The organism is Paracoccus wurundjeri (genome assembly GCF_030678915.1).
Classification (GTDB): Bacteria; Pseudomonadota; Alphaproteobacteria; order Rhodobacterales; family Rhodobacteraceae; genus Paracoccus; species Paracoccus onubensis_A.
In genome coordinates, this window is the sequence record NZ_JAUUTZ010000006.1 from 190,238 (window position 1) to 210,114 (window position 19,877).

At 60.7% G+C, this 19,877-nt stretch carries 17 protein-coding genes; 4 read left to right on the forward strand and 13 right to left on the reverse strand.

What is annotated here, in order from left to right:
* Positions 1-137: 137 nt before the first annotated feature.
* The 9 genes from Q0601_RS08400 to coaBC are packed head-to-tail and all read right to left on the reverse strand — an operon-like array spanning position 138 to position 8,664.
* Entirely contained in the window at positions 138-1,349 is a 1,212-nt protein-coding gene (locus tag Q0601_RS08400) for a cysteine desulfurase (protein ID WP_305289059.1), read from the reverse strand.
* The gene (locus Q0601_RS08405; protein WP_119748964.1) at positions 1,346-1,939 is read right to left on the reverse strand and encodes a Yip1 family protein; all 594 of its coding nucleotides are present in this window, start codon (positions 1,937-1,939) and stop codon (positions 1,346-1,348) included. The genes Q0601_RS08400 and Q0601_RS08405 overlap by 4 nt, the downstream gene beginning before the upstream one ends.
* On the reverse strand, positions 1,936-2,409 hold the full coding sequence (locus Q0601_RS08410; RefSeq protein WP_305289064.1) for a hypothetical protein: 474 nt from the start codon (positions 2,407-2,409) through the stop codon (positions 1,936-1,938). The genes Q0601_RS08405 and Q0601_RS08410 overlap by 4 nt, the downstream gene beginning before the upstream one ends.
* Positions 2,410-2,435: 26 nt before the next feature.
* Positions 2,436-3,776, reverse strand: a complete 1,341-nt coding sequence (locus Q0601_RS08415) for a SufB/SufD family protein (protein ID WP_305289066.1) — start codon at positions 3,774-3,776, stop codon at positions 2,436-2,438.
* On the reverse strand, positions 3,776-4,531 hold the full coding sequence (gene sufC, locus Q0601_RS08420) for a Fe-S cluster assembly ATPase SufC (RefSeq protein WP_305289067.1): 756 nt from the start codon (positions 4,529-4,531) through the stop codon (positions 3,776-3,778). The genes Q0601_RS08415 and sufC overlap by 1 nt, the downstream gene beginning before the upstream one ends.
* A 9-nt stretch (positions 4,532-4,540) precedes the next feature.
* Positions 4,541-4,852, reverse strand: a complete 312-nt coding sequence (locus Q0601_RS08425) for a heavy metal-binding domain-containing protein (protein ID WP_119748956.1) — start codon at positions 4,850-4,852, stop codon at positions 4,541-4,543.
* Complete coding sequence (sufB, locus tag Q0601_RS08430; RefSeq protein WP_305289068.1) at positions 4,849-6,369, reverse strand: Fe-S cluster assembly protein SufB; 1,521 nt, start codon at positions 6,367-6,369, stop codon at positions 4,849-4,851. The genes Q0601_RS08425 and sufB overlap by 4 nt, the downstream gene beginning before the upstream one ends.
* Positions 6,370-6,397: 28 nt before the next feature.
* Entirely contained in the window at positions 6,398-7,441 is a 1,044-nt protein-coding gene (locus tag Q0601_RS08435; protein ID WP_305289070.1) for a cysteine desulfurase family protein, read from the reverse strand.
* Positions 7,438-8,664 carry a bifunctional phosphopantothenoylcysteine decarboxylase/phosphopantothenate--cysteine ligase CoaBC gene (gene coaBC / locus Q0601_RS08440; protein ID WP_305289072.1) on the reverse strand — a complete coding sequence of 409 codons (1,227 nt, stop codon included), beginning with the start codon at positions 8,662-8,664 and terminating at the stop codon, positions 7,438-7,440. The genes Q0601_RS08435 and coaBC overlap by 4 nt, the downstream gene beginning before the upstream one ends.
* A gap of 124 nt (positions 8,665-8,788) precedes the next feature.
* Between coaBC and Q0601_RS08445 the strand changes: the two genes are divergently transcribed.
* Entirely contained in the window at positions 8,789-10,303 is a 1,515-nt protein-coding gene (locus tag Q0601_RS08445) for a YifB family Mg chelatase-like AAA ATPase (protein WP_305289074.1), read from the forward strand.
* Between the two features lie 12 nt (positions 10,304-10,315).
* Here the strand turns inward: Q0601_RS08445 and gshB are convergent, their stop codons facing one another.
* The 3 genes from gshB to rsmI all read right to left on the reverse strand — a co-directional run bounded on the left by gshB (position 10,316) and on the right by rsmI (position 12,800).
* Positions 10,316-11,299 carry a glutathione synthase gene (gene gshB / locus Q0601_RS08450; protein WP_305289076.1) on the reverse strand — a complete coding sequence of 328 codons (984 nt, stop codon included), beginning with the start codon at positions 11,297-11,299 and terminating at the stop codon, positions 10,316-10,318.
* A 65-nt stretch (positions 11,300-11,364) separates the two neighbouring features.
* Positions 11,365-11,808 (reverse strand): YraN family protein, encoded by a 444-nt coding sequence (locus tag Q0601_RS08455; protein WP_305289078.1) that lies wholly within the window; start codon positions 11,806-11,808, stop codon positions 11,365-11,367.
* Between the two features lie 74 nt (positions 11,809-11,882).
* Positions 11,883-12,800 (reverse strand): 16S rRNA (cytidine(1402)-2'-O)-methyltransferase, encoded by a 918-nt coding sequence (gene rsmI, locus Q0601_RS08460; RefSeq protein WP_370656107.1) that lies wholly within the window; start codon positions 12,798-12,800, stop codon positions 11,883-11,885.
* Positions 12,801-12,942: 142 nt separating this feature from the next.
* Here rsmI and Q0601_RS08465 point away from each other — a divergent pair, with 142 nt between their 5' ends.
* The 3 genes from Q0601_RS08465 to murJ are packed head-to-tail and all read left to right on the forward strand — an operon-like array spanning position 12,943 to position 18,475.
* Positions 12,943-14,151, forward strand: coding sequence for a penicillin-binding protein activator (locus Q0601_RS08465; protein WP_305289082.1), 1,209 nt, complete (start codon positions 12,943-12,945; stop codon positions 14,149-14,151).
* A gap of 2 nt (positions 14,152-14,153) precedes the next feature.
* Positions 14,154-16,946: a [protein-PII] uridylyltransferase gene (locus Q0601_RS08470; RefSeq protein ID WP_305289084.1), complete on the forward strand. Its 2,793-nt coding sequence runs from the start codon at positions 14,154-14,156 to the stop codon at positions 16,944-16,946.
* Positions 16,943-18,475, forward strand: a complete 1,533-nt coding sequence (gene murJ, locus Q0601_RS08475; RefSeq protein WP_305289086.1) for a murein biosynthesis integral membrane protein MurJ — start codon at positions 16,943-16,945, stop codon at positions 18,473-18,475. Before Q0601_RS08470 ends, murJ begins: the two co-directional genes overlap by 4 nt.
* A gap of 51 nt (positions 18,476-18,526) precedes the next feature.
* On the opposite strand, the gene Q0601_RS08480 is transcribed toward murJ, so the two are convergent.
* Complete coding sequence (locus Q0601_RS08480) at positions 18,527-19,849, reverse strand: FliI/YscN family ATPase (protein ID WP_305289089.1); 1,323 nt, start codon at positions 19,847-19,849, stop codon at positions 18,527-18,529.
* Between the last annotated feature and the right edge of the window lie 28 nt (positions 19,850-19,877).

The following is a 19,877-nucleotide window of genomic DNA, read 5'->3' on the forward strand; positions in this document are numbered from 1 at the left end:
TCGCGTTCACCGTATGCCGCAACGCGGGACCGGCATAGCGATTACGAAAATGCTTGGCTTTCAGGGATGCAGAATCCTGCTGTTTGCAGCAAGAATTAACAGACAATCTTTGGCATTTACCAAAATATTTGCAAGATTCAGGCGAAAAGCTCACGGCAAAAGGTCAAAGCTTCGATCAGAGCATCCACTTCCTCGACCGTATTATACATGCCGAAGGACGCCCGTGCGCTTGCATTGATTCCATAGAACTCCATCAGCGGCATGGCGCAATGCGTCCCCGCCCGCACAGCGATCCCGCGTTTATCGAGAATGGTCGACATGTCATGCGCATGCGCCCCGTCCATCGTCATCGAGAAGATCGCGCCCTTATCCGGCGCATCGCCCTGCACGTTCAGCCAGTTCAATGCCCGCAGCCGATCGCGCGCATGATCGCGCAGCACGCGTTCATGCGCCGAGATCGCCTCCATCCCGATATCCATCAGATATTCAAGCGCCGCTCCCAGCCCGATCTGGTTGACGATGCCGGGGGTGCCCGCCTCGAACCGCAGAGGCGGATCGGCATAGGTCACCTCATCCCTCGCAACGGTACGGATCATGTCGCCGCCGCCCATGAAAGGACGCATCTCCGCCTGCCGCGAATCACGAATCCAGATCGCGCCAGAACCCGACGGACCGTACAGTTTATGTCCGGTGATACAGTAGAAATCGACCCCAAGCGCCGAAAGATCAACTGGCAGATGCACCGCCGCCTGCGAGCCGTCAACCAGCACCGGCACATCGGTCCCCCGCGCAATCGTACCGACATCGACAATGGTACCGGTCACGTTCGACATATGGGTCACCGCAATCAACCGGGTTCTCGGTCCGACGGCTTCCAGCACCTTTGCAGGCGGCAGACTGCCATCCGGTTCGGGCTCGACCCATTTCAGAACCACACCCTGACGTTCGCGCAGGAAATGCCACGGCACGATATTCGCGTGATGTTCAAGCACCGACAGCACGATCTCATCGCCCGGCTCAAGGCGCGGCGCGGCCCAGCCATAGCTGACCAGATTGATGCCTTCGGTCGCACCCGAGGTAAATATTATCTCATCCTCGCGCGGGGCATTCAGAAACCGGGCAATGATAGATCGCACCCGCTCGTAATTATCCGTCGCGAGGTTCGACAGGTAATGCAGCCCGCGATGGACATTCGAATATTCCGCCTCATAGGCATGGGTAACAGCCTCGATCACCTGACGCGGCTTCTGCGCGCTTGCGCCATTGTCCAGATAGACCAGAGGCTTGCCATTGACCTGCCGCGACAGGATCGGAAAATCGGCGCGGATCCGTGCAAGATCGAAGCTCATTGCGGCACCTCGGGCAGCAGGCCGAAACTGGCGGCGATGATCGAAAGGACGAAACCCGTTACGAAAGCGGTACCGATCAGGCCCAGCAGGACCTTGCCCCCGCTGGTGAAACCGTGCAGCGTCTTGGTGAACTGAACGGTCAGCCAGAAGAACAGCACAATCGCAAGCACGCCCAGTATTCCCGACAATCCGGGAAGGATCAGCGACGTGGCCACCTGCACCACCTGAACCAGCAGAAGCACGATTTCGATCCAGACAGTCAGCAGCAAGGCATCCTCGAAGGAACCCCGTCCGCCGAATATCCGCCCCACCCCGGTCATGAGCGACGCAGCCAGCACGATCGCGAAAAGCTGGATGACGGCGAGAACCAGCGGTTGGGCTGTCAGCGACAGAACCGGCATATCTTCAGCTTCGGGAATCGGAAATAATTGCGATGACAGCCAGGCCAGCAATGCGGATACCGAGACCGCCAGAAACAATCCCATCCAGCGAACGGAAAGCGGCCAGTTCATCGCGATCAGTGAACGCGCAGCGGTTGCCGGATCCCGGAAAGTCAGGCTTACCAGAGCTTTGAAATCGTCAAACGTCATGCTTGCCTCGCCAGTGCAGAGATTCCGGCGCCCCAGATCATCAGGAAACCGATGCCCGAAAATGCGCGTGTCATGGTCAGCGCAGGCCCCTGCCCGATCAGCCCCGCAACCAGCCCGGCCAGCAGCACTGCCGGCGCGGCCGCCAGAAGCGCCCAGAACAGTGCCAGACGAGACCTGCCCTGATCCAGCGGCCAGGGTGTGACGCGCGAGAGCAATGAGACGAAACCAGCAATCGCATAGGCAATCAGCGGCATCAGGAACATGACCGCAAGCAATGAGCCACCCATCCGGGCCTCGAACGGAACCGAAGGATCAAGTTCGGCGGCACGGGCATGCATCGGCGCCTGTGCAACCAGAAAGATCAGCATTGCCAGCATCAATACCACCAGCTTCACCCGCTCGGGCATATCGGCCAGCCCCCGCACCACAAGACGGGGGGACCACCAGCTTTGCAGGATGCGGGGCAGCATGCCGCCCCGCGCTCTCGCCCCGGTCGTCACTGATTTTCGTGCCGGGTCAGCCAAGCTTCCAACCGATCGCTGATCTGTCCGCGCAGGTCCTCATCCTCGATCTCCTCCAGCGCATCCGCCAGGAAAGACAGAACCAGGAACACGATGGCACGCTCTTTCGGAACCCCGCGCGAGCGCAGATAGAACAGGGCCGTTTCATCAATCGCCCCGGTCGTCGAACCATGCGAGCACACGACGTCATCCGCATAGATTTCGAGTTCCGGCTTGGCCAGAAACTGGCTGCGCTCATCCAGAAGCAGGGCCTGACTGATCTGATAACCGTCGGTTTTCTGTGCCCCGGGCTTGACGAGTATCTTGCCCTGAAACACTCCCTCCGCCCCGTTCTTCAGCACCTTCTTGTAGACTTGACGGCTTTCGCAGCGCAGGCCTCCATGAGTGATGAAGATGGTGTCGTCATGGTGAAACGGCCCGTCATTGCCATCGCCCAACACTGCCCCGGCAACATGAGCAAGCGCATCATCGCCGACGATATCCACAACGGTTTCATGCCGCATCAGGGTTCCGTTGACCGAAAGAACAAAGGCTTTCAGTTGCGCTTCGCTCTCGACCCGGGCGAAGATATGGGACAGTTCCAGCTTCTGATGAACCGCCTGTCTCGCCCCGATATAGTTAAGCTTTGCGCCCCGGGCGAGATCAGCCTCGATCATGCCATTCGAGCGCGCGCCGACCATACCGGTTTCCAGCAGCGTAAGCTCCGCGCCCTCTTCGGCCCGGATGACATGATGCCATGTCACATCCGCGTCCTCCGAGGCGCGGCGGTGGACGATATGCACAGGCTTCGATGGTTTTCCCGTCACCCGGATCAGCATGCCGTCCCGGGCCGAGACCGTGTTAAGCGCAGCAAAGGGGCGGTTGACCGGCTTCTGACCAGCTGCCTCGAGGCTGCCGTAAATTCCCTTGGCCCAGTGATCCGCCACCTCATCCGCCTGTGCCAGCGTTTCGATCTGGATCCCCTCAAGCCCAAGGGAATCCGAAGCAACCGCATCGAACTCCCCGTCCACGAAGATCAGTTTCAGCCGGTCGAGATCCTGAAACAGCGGCGAATCCTGCATTTTTTCCGGGACTGAAATCGGTGCAGGAGCAGGCGCATTGAAATCGCGCGGATTGGTGAAGCGCCAATATTCATCGCGCGGCCCCGGCAATCCCATGTCGCGCAGCCGTGTCAGGGCATCGGCGCGCGCCGCCGAGGTAAAGCCGCCCGCAGGCAGGTGCATCGCGTCAAGACGGGTCTGCAGCGCATCGGCAGCAACCGGCGCTCCGCTGACCTGCGGCGTCACTTCCTTTGTCTGAACGGCGGTATCAGACATCAGCCGGCCTCCGCCAGAAGATCGCCATAGCCTTCCTCTTCCACCTGCAATGCCAGTTCCGGCCCACCGGATTTGACGATGCGGCCATTGGACATGATATGCACGACATCGGGCTGGATATGATTCAGCAGACGTTGATAATGGGTGATGACCAGAAAACTGCGATCTGGCGAGCGCAGCGCATTCACGCCATCGGCCACCAGACGCATCGCATCGACATCAAGGCCGGAATCGGTTTCATCCATAATGCACATGCGCGGTTCCAGCATGGCCATCTGCAGGATTTCGTTGCGCTTTTTCTCACCGCCCGAAAACCCGACATTGACCGGACGTTTCAGCATCTCGGCATCGATCTGCAATTCAGCGGCCTTGGCGCGGATCGCCTTGAGAAATTCGGCCGAAGACATCTCGGCCAGGCCGCGCGCCTTGCGCTGCGCGTTCACTGCGGTGCGCAGGAAGGTCATGTTTCCTACGCCGGGGATCTCGACCGGATACTGGAACGCAAGGAACAGACCGGCCGCGGCCCGTTCTTCCGGCTCCAGGTCCAGAAGATCGTTGCCATCCAGAGTCGCCTCACCCTCGGTAACCTCATATCCGTCGCGGCCCGACAACACATAGGAAAGCGTCGACTTCCCCGAACCATTCGGCCCCATGATCGCATGGACCTGACCCGCGGGAACCTCAAGGCTGAGCCCCTTGAGGATTTGCTTGTCTTCTTCCTCAAGTTTCACATGCAAATTATTGATTTTCAGCATTCTCTTACCTCAGTCGATGGTGACGGCGGTGCCGGAGGCCGACACCATCAGCATATTGTTGATGACCTCGTAATCGAGATCGACCCCGACGACGGCATTCGCGCCAAGACTCGTCGCATATTCCTGCATTTCCGCAAGCGCGGTCAGCCGCGCCTCTGCCAAAGCCGTCTCATAGGCCCCCGAACGCCCGCCGACAATATCGCGGATTCCGGCGAAAACATCGCGGAAAACATTCGCGCCGATGATCGTCTCTCCGGTCGCAATGCCGTGATAGGCGGTAATCTTGTGACCGTCGATGCTTTGCGTGGTGGTTACGATCATCCGACGCTGCCCTCCAGCGATATGGCCACCAGCGATTGCGCCTCCATGGCGAATTCCATGGGCAGCGCCTGCAGAACCTCACGGCAGAAACCATTGACGACAAGCGCGACGGCCTCTTCCTCATCCATGCCGCGCGAACGGCAATAGAAAAGCTGGTCGTCATCGACCTTGCTGGTCGTCGCCTCATGCTCCACGCGGCTGCTGGTGTTCTTGACTTCGATATAGGGCACCGTATGCGCGCCGCATTTATCGCCGATTAACAGGCTGTCGCATTGCGTGTAATTCCGACTGTTCGTGGCACGCGGATGCATGCTGACCAGGCCGCGATAGGTATTCTGGGCCTTGCCCGCCGAGATCCCCTTGGACACGATCCGCGAGCGGGTGTTCTTGCCCAGATGCACCATCTTGGTGCCTGTATCCGCCTGTTGAAAATTATTGGCGATGGCGATCGAGTAGAACTCGCCCTGCGATTCGTCACCACGCAGGATGCAGGACGGGTATTTCCACGTAATCGCCGAGCCGGTTTCGACCTGCGTCCACATCACCTTGGCCCGCGCCTCGCGGCAATCGGCGCGCTTGGTGACGAAATTGTAGATGCCCCCCTTGCCTTCCTCGTCGCCGGGGAACCAGTTCTGCACCGTGGAATATTTGACCTCGGCATCTTCCAGAATGACAATCTCGACCACGGCCGCATGCAATTGATGCGTATCGCGCTTGGGCGCGGTGCAGCCTTCAAGATAGCTGACATATGCGCCCTTGTCGGCAATGATCAGCGTACGCTCGAACTGGCCGGTATTTTCGGCATTGATCCGGAAATAGGTACTGAGTTCCATCGGGCAATGCACGCCGGGCGGAACATACACAAAGGAACCGTCCGAGAATACGGCACTGTTCAGCGTGGCATAGTAGTTATCCGATTGCGGAACAACCGAGCCGAGATATTTCTTCACCAACTCGGGATATTCCCGGATCGCCTCGGAAATCGAGCAGAAAATCACTCCGGCCTTGGCCAGTTCATCCTTGAAGGTCGTCCCGACGCTAACCGAATCGAAAACCGCATCGACGGCAACCTTCCGACCATCGGCAGGAGCCTCGCCCGCGCCCTCGACGCCTGCGAGAATCATCTGCTCTTTCAGCGGAATGCCCAGCTTTTCATAGGTTGCCAGCAGCTTGGGATCGACCTCATCCAGGGATTTGGGCTTTTCTTCCATGCTTTTCGGGCGCGCATAGTAATATTGATCCTGGAAATCGATCTTTGGATAGTGAAGCATCGCCCATTTGGGTTCCTTCATGGTCACCCAACGGCGATAAGCCTCAAGCCGCCATTCCGTCATCCATTCCGGCTCTTCGTTTTTTTGCGAAATCAGGCGGACGATATCTTCGTTCAGCCCCTTGGGGGCATAGTCCATCTCGATCTCGGTATCCCAGCCATATTTATAGCTGCCCATGTTCTGGACAGTCTCAACCGTTTCCCGGTCAACGCCTTCCCGAACTTCAAGATCGGTGGTCTCGTTCATCTCGTGTCCTTCCTCAGCAAGCCGCGGCTCACCCGTTTCTCTCGCGCCAGCGTGAATACGCGGATTCCCACGCATCCGCAAATCGGTTAATCTGATCGTCGTCCAAACCCGGACTTATCGAGATCCGTATCGCAGATTGCGCCTGCGCATCGTCAAAACCCATCGCCTGAAGAGTTCCGCTGGCCCGGATTTTGCCGGAAGAACAGGCCGATCCCGCCGACACCGCAAATCCCGCAAGATCCATCTGCATGACCTGCGTTTCACCCTTCCACCCCGATGTAAGAAGGCAAATCGTATTCGGCAAGCGCTTGTTGTCTTTTCCAACAATGATCGCATCGGGTGCGATTCCTGTCAGCCGCGCCTCCAGCTTGTCGCGCCGGGCCGCCACCTCGTCCCACAACCCGGCTTCCAGATCACGCTGCGCAACCTCTGCCGCCGCCGCAAACCCCGCGATTCCAATCAGATTTTCGGTCCCCGCACGGCGCCCCTGTTCCTGTCCGCCACCACGAAGCCGCACTTCGATATCAGTGCCTTTCTTCAGAATCAACGCCCCGATCCCTTTGGGGCCGCCGAGTTTATGCGCGGAAACAAACCCTGCCATCACACCCAGCCAATTGAATGCAAAAGGAATCTTTCCGAAAGCTTGCGTCAGATCGCTGACCGCCAATCCCTCGGGCAGGGTCTGGATCACGCCGGTTTCACTATTCGCAAGCTGCACCGCCGCCCGGGTGGGATCGGATACGGATATGATTCCACCGCCATCGACCGGCAAAGAAAGATCACACCACGCCTTCACGGCCTCATGCTCGACCGGAGCGCATTGAATACCCTGCCCCGCCAGCATCATCGCCGCAGCTTCCGTCGCACCCGAGGTAAAGATCACATCGGCGCCTTCTGCCCCCAGACTGGCCGCAATACGTTCACGCGACCGTTCCATCAGCATTTTCGCGGCCCGCCCCTCGGCATGCACCGACGAGGGATTGCCGATCACATCCATCGCCTCGATCATTGCCGCCCGTGCCTCGGGACGCAAAGGGGTTGTGGCGTTCCAGTCAAGGTAAACGCGATTCATCCCAATTCCTTCGCGATCTCATCCGCCAGGCGTCGGGCGACTTCGTGCTTGCTCATGCGCGGCCATTCCTCGGCCCCAGTCGCGCGAAGCAGAATCACCGCATTTTCATCGCCGCCCATGATCCCGGTGGAAGGGCTGACATCATTCGCAACAATCCAGTCACAGCCTTTGCGCTGCCGCTTGGCCGTCGCATGGGCGATCACGTCATGGGTCTCGGCGGCGAACCCCACGACAAGCAAGGGGCGCTGTGCCTTCAGCCCGCTGACCCATGCCAGAATATCGGGATTTTCGGCCATTTCCAATGCCGGAGGTTGACCGGTTCCGTCCTTCTTCATCTTGCGCTGCGAAGAATTGACGACCCGCCAATCCGCTACCGCCGCCGCCATAACCGCGGCTTCGGCGGGAAGTGCCGCCTCGACCGCGTCGCGCATTTGCATGGCCGTCTCGACCCGAATGACCTCGACACCTTCAGGGGCAGGAACCACCGCCGGCCCGGTCACGAAACTGACTCGCGCACCCAGATCGCGCAACGCAGCCGCAATCGCCGCGCCCTGCGCACCAGATGACCGGTTTGCGATATATCGCACCGGGTCGATTGGCTCATGCGTCGGGCCGGAGGTCACGATCACATGCCGCCCCGTCAGAGGCCCCGAAGCACGGGTTTCCGGCGCCGGCCTCAAAGAAACATTCAAAGCCTCACGGATCGCTGCCATGATCGCCTCGGGCTCGGCCATCCTGCCCGGGCCGAATTCACCACAGGCCATATCGCCTTCGTCCGGGCCGATCATGAGGATCCCGTCATCCCGCAGCAGCGCCAGATTGCGCTGCGTCGCCGGGTGGTGCCACATGCGCACATTCATGGCAGGCGCGATCAGAACCCGCTTGTCCGTCGCCAAAAGCAGCGTCGATGCCAGATCGTCGGCAAGTCCCTGTGCCATCTTGGCCATCAGGTCAGCCGTCGCGGGCGCGACAACCACCAGATCCGCATTGCGCGAAAGCTGGATATGCCCGATCTCGGCTTCGGTCGAAATATCGAACAACCCTTCATGCGCAGCTTCGCCGGCCAGGACCGAGATTGTCATCGCCGTGGTGAATTCCCCGCCCGCCCGCGTCAGGATCGGAGTCACCGCCATGCCCTCGGCCCGGATCAACCGGATCAGCTGAGGAATCTTATAGGCCGCGATACCGCCGCCGATAATCAGAAGAATGCGTTTGCCGGTCATATCAGCTCCCGAATACCTTGCCGAGCAATAGCGACCCAATCCGCGACCCGCAAGGAAAGCCGTCCGTTAACCCGCCCTTAGCACCGCTGCATTAATCACTCAGGCGGATATCGCAGAGGATCTGATGGTCGCAACCGCCTATTCCGTCGCCTTCTCAGGAATCGAGGCTCGTCTGGTCGAGGTGCAATGCGCCGTCTCGGCAGGATTGCCGGGATTTGCTATCGTCGGCCTGCCCGACAAGGCGGTCAGCGAAGCCCGGGAACGGATCAGGGCAGCCTTTAGCGCGATTTCCATCGCCATGCCCAACAGACGGGTGACGGTAAACCTGTCTCCTGCCGATATGCCGAAAGAGGGCTCTCATTTCGATCTGCCCATTGCGCTGGCTGTTCTTGCCGCGCTTGAAATCGTTCCGATCGACGAACTCGCCCGCTGCGTCTGTCTGGGCGAACTCGCATTGGACGGGCGGCTCGTCCCGGTCGCCGGCGCCCTGCCCGCCGCCATGGCTGCGGCGGAAGACGACCGGGCCCTGCTCTGCCCATATCCCTGCGGTCCCGAAGCCGCATGGGTCGATTCCGTCCCCGTTCTTGCTCCGGTCAGCCTGCGCGATGCGGTCGATCACCTGACCGATCGTCGCCCTCTGGCGCGCGCGCAACCGGGCATGGTCAGCGAAATATCCGAGACGGCATGCCTTTCCGAGGTGAAGGGACAGGAACGCGCGAAACGCGCCCTTGAGATCGCCGCAGCTGGGCGGCACCATCTGCTGATGGTCGGGCCGCCCGGCGCTGGTAAATCCATGCTGACCTCGCGCCTGCCGGGCCTGATGCCGCCGCTTGAACCCGCTGAAGCCCTGGAAACCTCGATGATCCATTCGCTGGCGGGATTGCTGAAGGATGGCGGAATTACGCGTTTCGCGCCGTTCCGCGAACCGCATCACACCGCCTCGATGGCAGCGATTGTCGGCGGCGGTCGCGGGGCCAAGCCGGGGGAAATCAGTCTGGCCCATAACGGCGTACTCTTCATGGACGAGTTTCCGGAGTTTCCCCGCCCTGTGCTGGAAACCCTGCGTCAGCCGATCGAAACCGGCGAGGTCACGATCGCCCGCGCCAACGCCCATATCCGCTATCCCTGCCGTTTCCTGCTGGTTGCAGCGGCCAATCCCTGCCGCTGCGGATATCTGGTGGAGGCGAATCGGGCCTGCTCGCGCGCACCGATTTGCGGCGGTGAATATATGGGCCGGATTTCAGGGCCGCTGATGGATCGGTTCGACCTGCGTCTCGAGGTTCCGGCAGTGCATTTCCGTGATCTCGAATTACCTTCAAGCGGAGAAAATTCCACCCGAATAGCTGCCCGCGTCGCACGTGCCCGAACCATTCAGGCAGAGCGCTTCCGGGACCATGACGGGTTGCGCGTCAATGCGGATGCTACTGGACAGATCCTTGATGAGATCGCCAGTCCGGACAGTGAGGGCCGCGAGTTGATCAGAACCGCATCCGAGCGGCTGGGGCTGACAGCGCGCGGATATCACCGGATTCTCCGCAGCGCACGGACAATTGCCGATCTGGCCGAATCCCAAGACGTTCGCGCACCACATATCGCGGAAGCAATAAGCTACCGATTGCCGTTTGTTGCCGGGGGCTGATCGCATGGCAGATCAATCGGGCGCTAGGTCTCGCAACAGGCTGTTATGCGCCCGGTCCGCGACGCGTTTTTCGATCGCCTCCCAAATCAAAGCGGCGACATTTATGCCGTCAAATCGCTCCAGTTCCTGAATTCCTGTCGGCGAGGTGACATTTATCTCGGTCAGCCAACCGCCGATAACATCGATCCCCGTAAAGATCAGGCCCTTCTCCCGCAGAACCGGGCCGATCCGCTTGCATATTTCACGCTCGCGATCGGTCAGCGCGATTTTTTCCGCCCGGCCACCGACATGCATGTTCGAGCGTGTCTCGCCCTGCTGCGGCACGCGATTGATCGCGCCCACCGGTTCACCATCGACGAGGATGATCCGCTTGTCGCCCTGGGTGACATCCGGAAGATATTTCTGGGCGATCATCGGCTCACGATTGATGCCGGCAAATGTCTCAAGCAGGGAAGACAGGTTCGGATCGTCGCGACGAAGATGGAACACTCCCGCACCACCGTTTCCGTACAGCGGCTTGATGATCATTTCTCCATGACGCTCCCGAAAACGCCGGAAATCGGTCGGGTTGCGCGAGATCATGGTCGGAGGCGTGAGATCGGGGAAATCCAGCACCATCAGTTTCTCCGGGCAGTTCCTCACCCAGAAGGGATCATTTACGACCAGTGACCTGGGATGTACCCGATCCAGCAGATGCGTCGATGTCACATAGGCCATGTCGAAAGGCGGGTCCTGCCGCAGCCAGATCACATCGAATTCGGTCAGATCCACTTCGGTCCAGTCGCCGAATGTCACATGATCGCCGGCTACACGTTGCAAACTCACCGATCGCCCGCGAACAATCACTTGCCCTTCGTCATAGCGCATCTGATCGACGGTATATTGAAAAAGCCGGTGTCCCCGGGCCTCGGCTTCCAGTCCGATACGAAATGTGCTGTCACCGTTGATGTCCACAGACTCCAACGGGTCCATCTGTAATGCGACGTATAGGCTCATCGCGCTCTCCTGCAGCTTGCCGGTCGCTTGTCACCCGGCTTCAGGTTGGATGCAAGGCCCGGAATTCAGCCGCCAAACGCGTTCTCAATGACATCGATCCGTCCAGAGGCGTCAACCAACGCCGCATCGAAGCGCATCTCGCTTAACAGGCCGGCAGATCGATTACCGCAAAATTCGCATGCGGCACGGCAAATTCGGTTCATCTGGCGACGGCTAAGACGCTCTCCGGCACGAGCATGGCTGCGCGACGATTTCACCTCGACGAAAACCAGACAGTCGCCGATCTGGCATATCAGGTCGATTTCACCGGCCTTGCCGCGCCAGCGCCGGGCAAGAATATCGTATCCTTGGGCGTTGTAGCGGCTTGCGACCCGATCCTCGGCTATCTGCCCTGAAATCGCGGCAATTCTGCCTCGTCTCGCACGTCCGGTGGCAATGCGCCTGGACCGCAGCGCCGGGCAAAACTGCACCTTGCCGATATGATCGAGTAATTCGAGTTGACAGCCCATCAGCGTCCCTTTCAACGTCACTGCGTGACGACGACATGTCGCGCAGCATTCCACAGATACAAATCATCGGGAAATCAGGATTCCCCGTCATCCACGCCCTTCTGAGCGGTAAGATCGATGGCGGCCTGATAAACGTCCCGCCGGCTCAGACCCAGTTCCGCCGCCACATCACGCGCGGCATCCTTGACGGACATGGTCCGGAGTTTCTCTTCCAATGCGGCCTGCACCGTCCCGGCATCAGCTATGACAGGCGCCGGCCGATCAAGAACGACAACGACTTCCCCCCTGATGCCGTCAAGCCGCGGGTCGGAAAGCAGTTCTGCCGCCGTCCCTCGAATCACTTCTTCGAATTTTTTCGTCAATTCTCTGGCCACGACGATAATCCGATTCGGCTCAATTTCGAACAACTCTTCCAACATGTGGTTAACACGTCGCGGGCTTTCGAACAGGATCACCGTCGCGTCGATCATCGTCCATTGTCTCAGCCAGCTCGCCCTTGCGGATTTACCCATGGGCGGAAATCCTGCGAAAAGAAAGCGGTCGCTGGGCAGCCCGGACAGGCTGAGCGCCGCCAAAGCCGCCGAAGGTCCCGGAACCGCATGTACGCGGCTTCCCTGCATGGCGGCGTCGCGGGCAAGCCGAAATCCCGGATCGGCGACAAGCGGTGTTCCCGCGTCGGAGGCATAGGCGAGGCTGCGTCCCTCTTTCAGGGCCGCCATGATTGCGGGACGCTGACGGTCCGCGTTATGATCGTGATAGGCGATAATCCTGCGCCCGCGCAGCGGGATGCCGTGAATATCCATCAGGTGACGCATCACGCGGGTATCCTCGGCCGCCAGAAGCTCGGCGGAATTCAACACATCAAGGGCGCGCAAGGTAATATCGCGGGCGGTCCCGATCGGCGTTGCGACCAGATAGAGACCGGGCAAAAGAGCTGCCGCCTCAACATGGGCGGAAATCCGGTGGGCCGGTTCGTCCCGGCCCGTTCTCATCGCCGGTTTCACGCCGGATTTTCGTTCGCTCACGGGTCACTCCTCTGGCTGATACGAGCTTGCGCGCGATTGCCATTCGCAAGCGATGGACATAGTTTGCGCTTAATCCGCCGTTATCCAGTCTACAGCAGGGAAATTCCACATGTCCGCAATTATCACAACCCGGAGACCGAACCTTCTCCGCCGTGCCGCCTTGCGTGCGGGTGCGATCCTGAGTGTGGTCGCAATCGCCGCATGTCAGCCCAGCGGCGGCAATGTCGGTGCGGTCGGCCCTGAATCCGGCCAGATGATCGATCCCGGCCAGCCCGTCAAGGTCGCCCTGCTCGTACCCGGCGGCAGCGGAAATCCAAATGTCGAGGTTCTTGCCCGCAGCCTGAAAAACGCCGCACAAATGGCGGTCGCCGATGCGCAGGGGGCAACAATCGATCTGAGCATCTATGACACCGGCGGGGATACCGCGAAGGCCGTGGCGCAAGCGAATGCCGCCGCCGACGCGGGTGCGAAGATCATCGTCGGACCGCTTTATGCCGAGGCGGCGAATGCGGTCGGCAGCGCCATGGCGCCGCGCAGCATCAACGTGCTGTCATTCTCGAATAACAGCGAGATCGCCGGCGGCAATGTCTTCGTCATGGGCACGAATTTCTCGAATGTCGCCAACCGCCTGGTAAGCTATGGCGTGCGGCAGGGGAAACGCAATATCTATGTGGTGGCCGAAAACGACGTAGCGGGCCAGATCGGCGGCCGCGCCATCGAGACGGCAATTGCGCGCAATGGCGCACGTCTGGCCGGCCGCAGCAACCATCCGGTGTCGATCACCGGGGTAGACGGGGTAACGCCGCAAATCACGCAGGCGGCGAAATCCGGTCAGGTGGATGCCATTTTCATGACCGCCAATCATGCCGCGGTACTGCCTTACCTGACCGAGAAACTGGCAGCAGCCGGCGTCACCTCGCAAGTCACGCAATTCATGGGGCTGACACGCTGGGACGAGCCTCGCTCGCGTCGCGGGATGCCTCAGCTGCAGAACGGCTGGTTCGCCATTCCCGACCAAAATCTGATCCAGCAGTTCAACGCACGTTATCAGGCGGCATATGGCGAAGCGCCGCATGATCTGGCCAGCTTGTCCTATGATGCCATCGCCGCCATCGCATCGCAGGTGCGCGCCGGGAACCGCAATGCCCTGACGACCAGCGGGCTGACCCGGTCCTCGGGCTTTGCCGGCGTGGGCGGCGTCTTCCGGCTGCGGGCCGACCGCACCGCCGAGCGCGGGCTGGCGGTGGCCACGATCCGCAACGGTCAGCTTGTCATCCTTGACCCGGCGCCGCGCGGCTTCGGCGGTTTCGGCTTCTGATCTTGACCAGCACGACTTCTGAAAGCGGCATACAAAGCGCCCCGGCATTGCCCGGGGCGCATGCGATATTCGACCCTGAAAGCTTCCTTCCGCTGCTTGATGAGGCCCTGTCGGGAGTAAAGGAGCCGCGCGATATCCGGGCAACTACGGTGGCGCGGCTCGTCGAAGCACGGAATTCGGCGATGGATGACATCACGGCGGGGTTCCAGGGTCACCCCCGCGCGGCACGCGAAACCGTGCGCGCAATCGCCATGTTGACCGATGGTGTCGTCACCGCGATCCATCATGTCGCGACGACCTATCTGCATTCACAGCACGCTTCCTCGGAAGCGGAGCGGCTGGCCATTCTGGCCGTTGGGGGTTATGGCCGGGCCGAAATGGCACCGGGATCCGATGTCGACCTGCTGTTTCTGACCCCCTACAAGATCACGCCCTGGGCCGAGAGCGTGGTCGAATCCATGCTGTATATGCTGTGGGATCTGAAATTGAAGATCGGCCATTCCATCCGCACGATCGACGATTGCCTGCGCCTGGGTGCAAGCGACATGACGATCCGCACCTCGCTGGTCGAGCATCGGCTGATCGCTGGTCATGCCGCGCTGGCACATGAATTGGGCGACAGGTTGTGGTCCGAACTTTTCGAAAAGACCATTCCGCAATTCGTCGAAGCCAAGCTGGAAGAACGCTCTGCCCGCCATCAGCGTCAGGGCGGGCAGCGTTATGTCCTCGAACCCAACGTCAAAGAGGGCAAAGGCGGGCTGCGCGACCTGCAGACGCTTTACTGGATCGCCAAATATATCCACCATGTCGACCGCGCCGTCGAGCTGGTGGCGATGGGCGTATTCACCCGCGACGAGCATCTGGCCTTCTGGCAGGCCGAGGATTTCCTTTGGGCGGTGCGCTGTCATCTGCATCTGATTGCGGGTCGGCCCGTCGATGTGCTGTCTTTCGACATGCAGGTCGAGGTCGCCAGCCGAATGGGTTATTCCGACACGCGCGCCCGGCGCGGCGTCGAGTATTTCATGCAAGATTATTTCCGTCACGCGACGCGAGTGGGTGAGCTGACCCGCGTATTCCTGACCGCGCTCGAGGCACAGCATGTCCGCTCGGCCCCGTTCCTCGGCAGACTGTTCCGCAAACGGCGCAAACTGAAGGCGGGCTTCGTCGATCATCATGGCCGGCTGGCGATCCAGAACGAAGCGGAATTCACCGCCGATCCGCTGAATATCCTGCGCCTGTTCGAAGAAGCACTGCGCACCGGGATCCTGATCCATCCGGACGCCATGCGGATTGTCGCGGCCAATCTGGACCTGATCGACGATACTATTCGCTCGGATCCCGAAGCGATTCGCATCTTCATGGATCTGCTCCTGAAACACGGCAATCCGGAACGTTCTTTGCGGCGCATGAACGAACTTGGCGTGCTGGCCGCTTTCATCCCGGAATTCGAGCCCGTTGTGGCGATGATGCAGTTCAACCTGTACCATCATTACACGGTGGACGAGCATTCCATCCAATGCGTCGCCGCCCTTGCCGAGATCGAACGGGGCGAGCATCCATCGGATCTGCCCCTGTCCAGCGAGATCATGGAGGCCGGCGTCAATCGCCGAGTCCTTTACCTGGCCACGCTTCTGCATGATATCGGCAAGGGACGTCCCGAAGATCACTCGATCCTCGGAGCCCGCATCGCCCGCCGCATCGCGATTCGTTTCGGTTTCTCGGCCGAGGATGTTGAGACCGTGGAATGGCTGGTGCGAAACCATCTGTTGATGTCGGATGTCGCGCAAAAGCGCGATATTTCCGATCCGCGCACCCTGCGCGATTTTGCCAAGGCGGTGAAAACCCGCAAACGTCTGGACCTGCTGCTGGTTCTGACGACCTGCGATATCCGCGGCGTCGGCCCGGGCGTCTGGAACAACTGGAAAGCTGCACTTTTGCGCAAGCTTCATCTGGATACCGCCACCATCCTGGAAAACGGCATGGAGGACCTGAATCGCGACAGGCGCCAGAACGAGGCGAAACGCTCCTTGCGGCATCTGCTGATCGCCAAGGGATGGGAAGCGCGGGAGATCCGGGCCGAGATCGGGCGGCATTACGATAATTACTGGCCCGGCCTGCCAACCGAAACCCAGGCGGTATTTGCCGAATTGCTGCAGGAAATCGGTGCTGATGAAATCCGCATCGACCTGCATCCCGACACTGACCGGGATGCGACCCGCGCCGCCTTCGTGCTGGCCGATCATCCGGGAATATTCTCGCGGCTCTGCGGGGCATTGACCCTGATGGGCGCGAATGTCGTGGACGCCCGGACCTATACAACCCGGGACGGCTATGCGACGGCGGTCTTCTGGATACAGGACGCTGAGGGGCATCCCTTTGCCGAAGACCGCCTGCCCCGGTTGCGCCAGACAATCCTGCGCACGCTCAGCGGTGAAATCGTCGCGCGCGAGGCCTTTGCTACTCGCGACAAACCGAAGAAGCGGAATCGGGAATTCCGCTTTCCCACCCATGTCACCTTCGATGACGAGGGCAGCGACATCTACACGATCATCGAGATCGATACCCGGGACCGCCCCGGCCTGCTGTATGACCTGACCCGCACGCTCGCGGCAAATCATATCCAGATCGTGAGCGCCGTGATCGCCACATATGGCGCGCAGGTGGTTGACAGTTTCTACGTCAAGGACATGTTCGGCCTGAAGCTGCACAGCGAGGCCAAGCGCAACTCGCTGGAGAAGAAACTGCGATCGGCCATTGCGGACGGTGCGAAACGGGCAGAGGACAAGAACGCATGAAGTCAGGACTGATGCGCGGATTCCTGTCGGTCGGGATCTGGACCTTCATCTCCCGCGTGTCGGGCTTTGTCCGCGACATCCTGATGGCAGCCTGGCTGGGAACCGGCCCGGTCGCGGAAGCCTTTCTGATCGCGCTGTCGCTGCCCAACATGTTCCGCCGTTTTTTCGCGGAAGGTGCGTTCAATACGGCCTTTGTCCCGATCTTCTCGAAGAAGCTGGAGAACCGCGCCGATGCCCAGCGCTTTGCCGCCGAGGCATTTTCCGGGCTGTTATCGGTGGTACTGGTCCTGACCGCGATTGCGATGATCTTCATGCCAGTGCTGGTCTGGCTGATGGCTGCGGGCTTTGCCGGAGACGAACGTTTCGCGCTTACGGTCGAATATGGCCGGATCACTTTCCCCTATATCCTGCTGATCTCGCTGGCTTCCATGATATCGGGCGTGCTGAACGCCAATGGCCGCTTCACCGCCGCGGCGGCAGCGCCGGTCCTGCTTAACCTGCTGTTCATCATTGGCATGGGACTGGGCCGGCTGCTGGGCTGGGATCTGGGTCTGACACTGGCATGGGCGACGCCGCTCACGGGCATCTCCCAGCTTGCGCTTGTCTGGTGGGACGCGCATCGCAACGGCTGGACATTCTTTCCGCGCAAGCCGCGCCTTTCGCCCGATATGCGCCGCCTGCTGGCCGTGGCGCTGCCGGCCGCCTTCGCTGGCGGTGTAGTGCAGCTTAACCTTCTGATCGGTCGCCAGGTCGGCTCGCGCTTCGACGGCGCAATCGGCTGGTTGTCTTATTCGGATCGCCTTTACCAGTTGCCCCTTGGCGTCGTCGGGGCTGCCGTCGCGGTGGTCCTGTTGCCCGAACTCGCCCGCCGCATCCGGGCCGAGGATCACGCGGGCGGACAATCCGCCTATTCCCGGGCCACCGAATTCGGCCTGTTCCTGACCATTCCTTCCGCTTTTGCAATCGCAGTCATTGCGGAACCGATGGTTGCGACCCTGTTCGAACGTGGCCAGTTCTCCGCCCATGATACCAGTCAGACCGCGAAAGCGCTGGTCGTCTATGCACTTGGCCTGCCTGCCTTCGTGCTGCAGAAAATCCTGCAACCGCTTTACTTCGCGCGCGAGGATACCCGCACACCTTTCCGCTATGCCGTAATGTCGATGGTGGTGAATGCGGTCATCGCCTTTGGGCTGATGCCGCTGATCGGCTTTCTTGCCGCCGCGATCGGCACCACGGTCGCGGCATGGGTGATGGTGGGCCAGCTCTGGTGGGGTACCCGCGCCATGGGACAGGCCGCCCGCGCCGATGCCCGCCTGAAACGCACCGCCCCTCGCATAATTGCCGCCGCCGCATTTATGGCGGTTGCCCTGTGGCTCATGGAGATCTGGATCGAGTCGGTCGGAATGGGGCGCGGCGCAGGGCTGGCGTTTCTGGTCTTCGGCGGGGCGGCAATCTATTTCATCCTCAGCTTCGTGACAGGAGCCTATCACCTGTCAGAACTCAGGGCGGCCATCCGACGCGGCAAATAGACCCGCAAGCCGGGTGGGTCACAGCATGCCCCCGTCGCAGATGCGTATTCGTCACCTTCCTGCCACCCGAGGCTTCCGCAACGCCTCCGCCAAGGCGGCAAAGCTTTCCGCGACCGAGGGGCAGGAGCCGGCAATGAAAGCGTCCAGACGAGGATAGAGCTGCACAGCCTCGTCAAGCTGTGGATCCGATCCGGCCGCATATAGTCCCGAACGGATCATCAGCTCGGATTCGGCATATGTCCCCAATGCTTTGCGCGCATGTGCGATCATGGCATTTTCCGTCTCGCTCGCGGCATCGGGTAAGGCCCGCGACACCGAGCGGACAACATCCACCGCCGGGAAACGTCCCCGCTCGGCGATGGTCCGGTCAAGGATCACATGTCCGTCCAGCGTTCCGCGAAGAATATCGGCGATCGGCTCCTCCATATCCGAGCCAGCCACCAGAACCGAGAAAATTCCCGTGATATCCCCGCTACCCTCTGCCCCGGGCCCAGCTCTTTCGGCCAGTGCCATGATCAGATTGGCCACCGAGGGCGGGAAACCGCGATAGCTCGGAGGCTCTCCGGCGGCGAAGGCGATTTCGCGATGTGCCTCCGCGAAACGGGTGATCGAATCTGCCAATAGCAGCACATGATGGCCCTGATCGCGAAAATGCTCGGCCACGGCCATGGCGGCCCACGCGCATCGGCGCCGCATCAAAGGCGAGCGATCCGATGTTGCCGCCACGATCACCGCCCGCCGCATGCCCTCCGGGCCAAGCGTTTTCTCGACGAATTCCCGCAATTCGCGCCCGCGCTCGCCAATCATGGCAATGACCACGATGTCAGCCTGCACATTGCGGGCCAGCCGGGACAGCAGACTGGATTTGCCGACGCCCGATCCCGCGAACAACCCGATCCGCTGTCCCCGCACCAGGGGCAACAGCGTGTCGAAGACCGCAAGACCCGTCGCCAGACGCGCGCCCAGCCGTTTGCGCGCGATTGCGGGAAGTGCTTCGCAGCGAAACGGACGCGGCGCGGCGCCTTGTGGTAACGGCCGACCGTCCAGCGGTTGACCAAGAGGGTCGATAATTCGACCGATCCAGCTGTCGCAGGGCGAAATCTCGGGTGCGAACAGCAATTCCACCCGGGCGTCGATGGACAGCCCCTCGGGTTCGCCTTCGGGCAGAATCTCTGCGAACGACTGCCGCAATCCCACGATCTCGCCGCCGATACTGCCCGATTGCAGACCAATGCGCACCCGATCGCCGACCGAAGCATGGGCATTCAACCCGGAAACGCTGATTACCCCGGCCCGGATCGAACGCACGCGCCCGTAATACGTGACGGGGGTCAGCCGTTTCAGTCTTTGGGTCAAGGTGGCGATTTTCTGCATTCTCATATCCGATTCAACTGCGACGGCC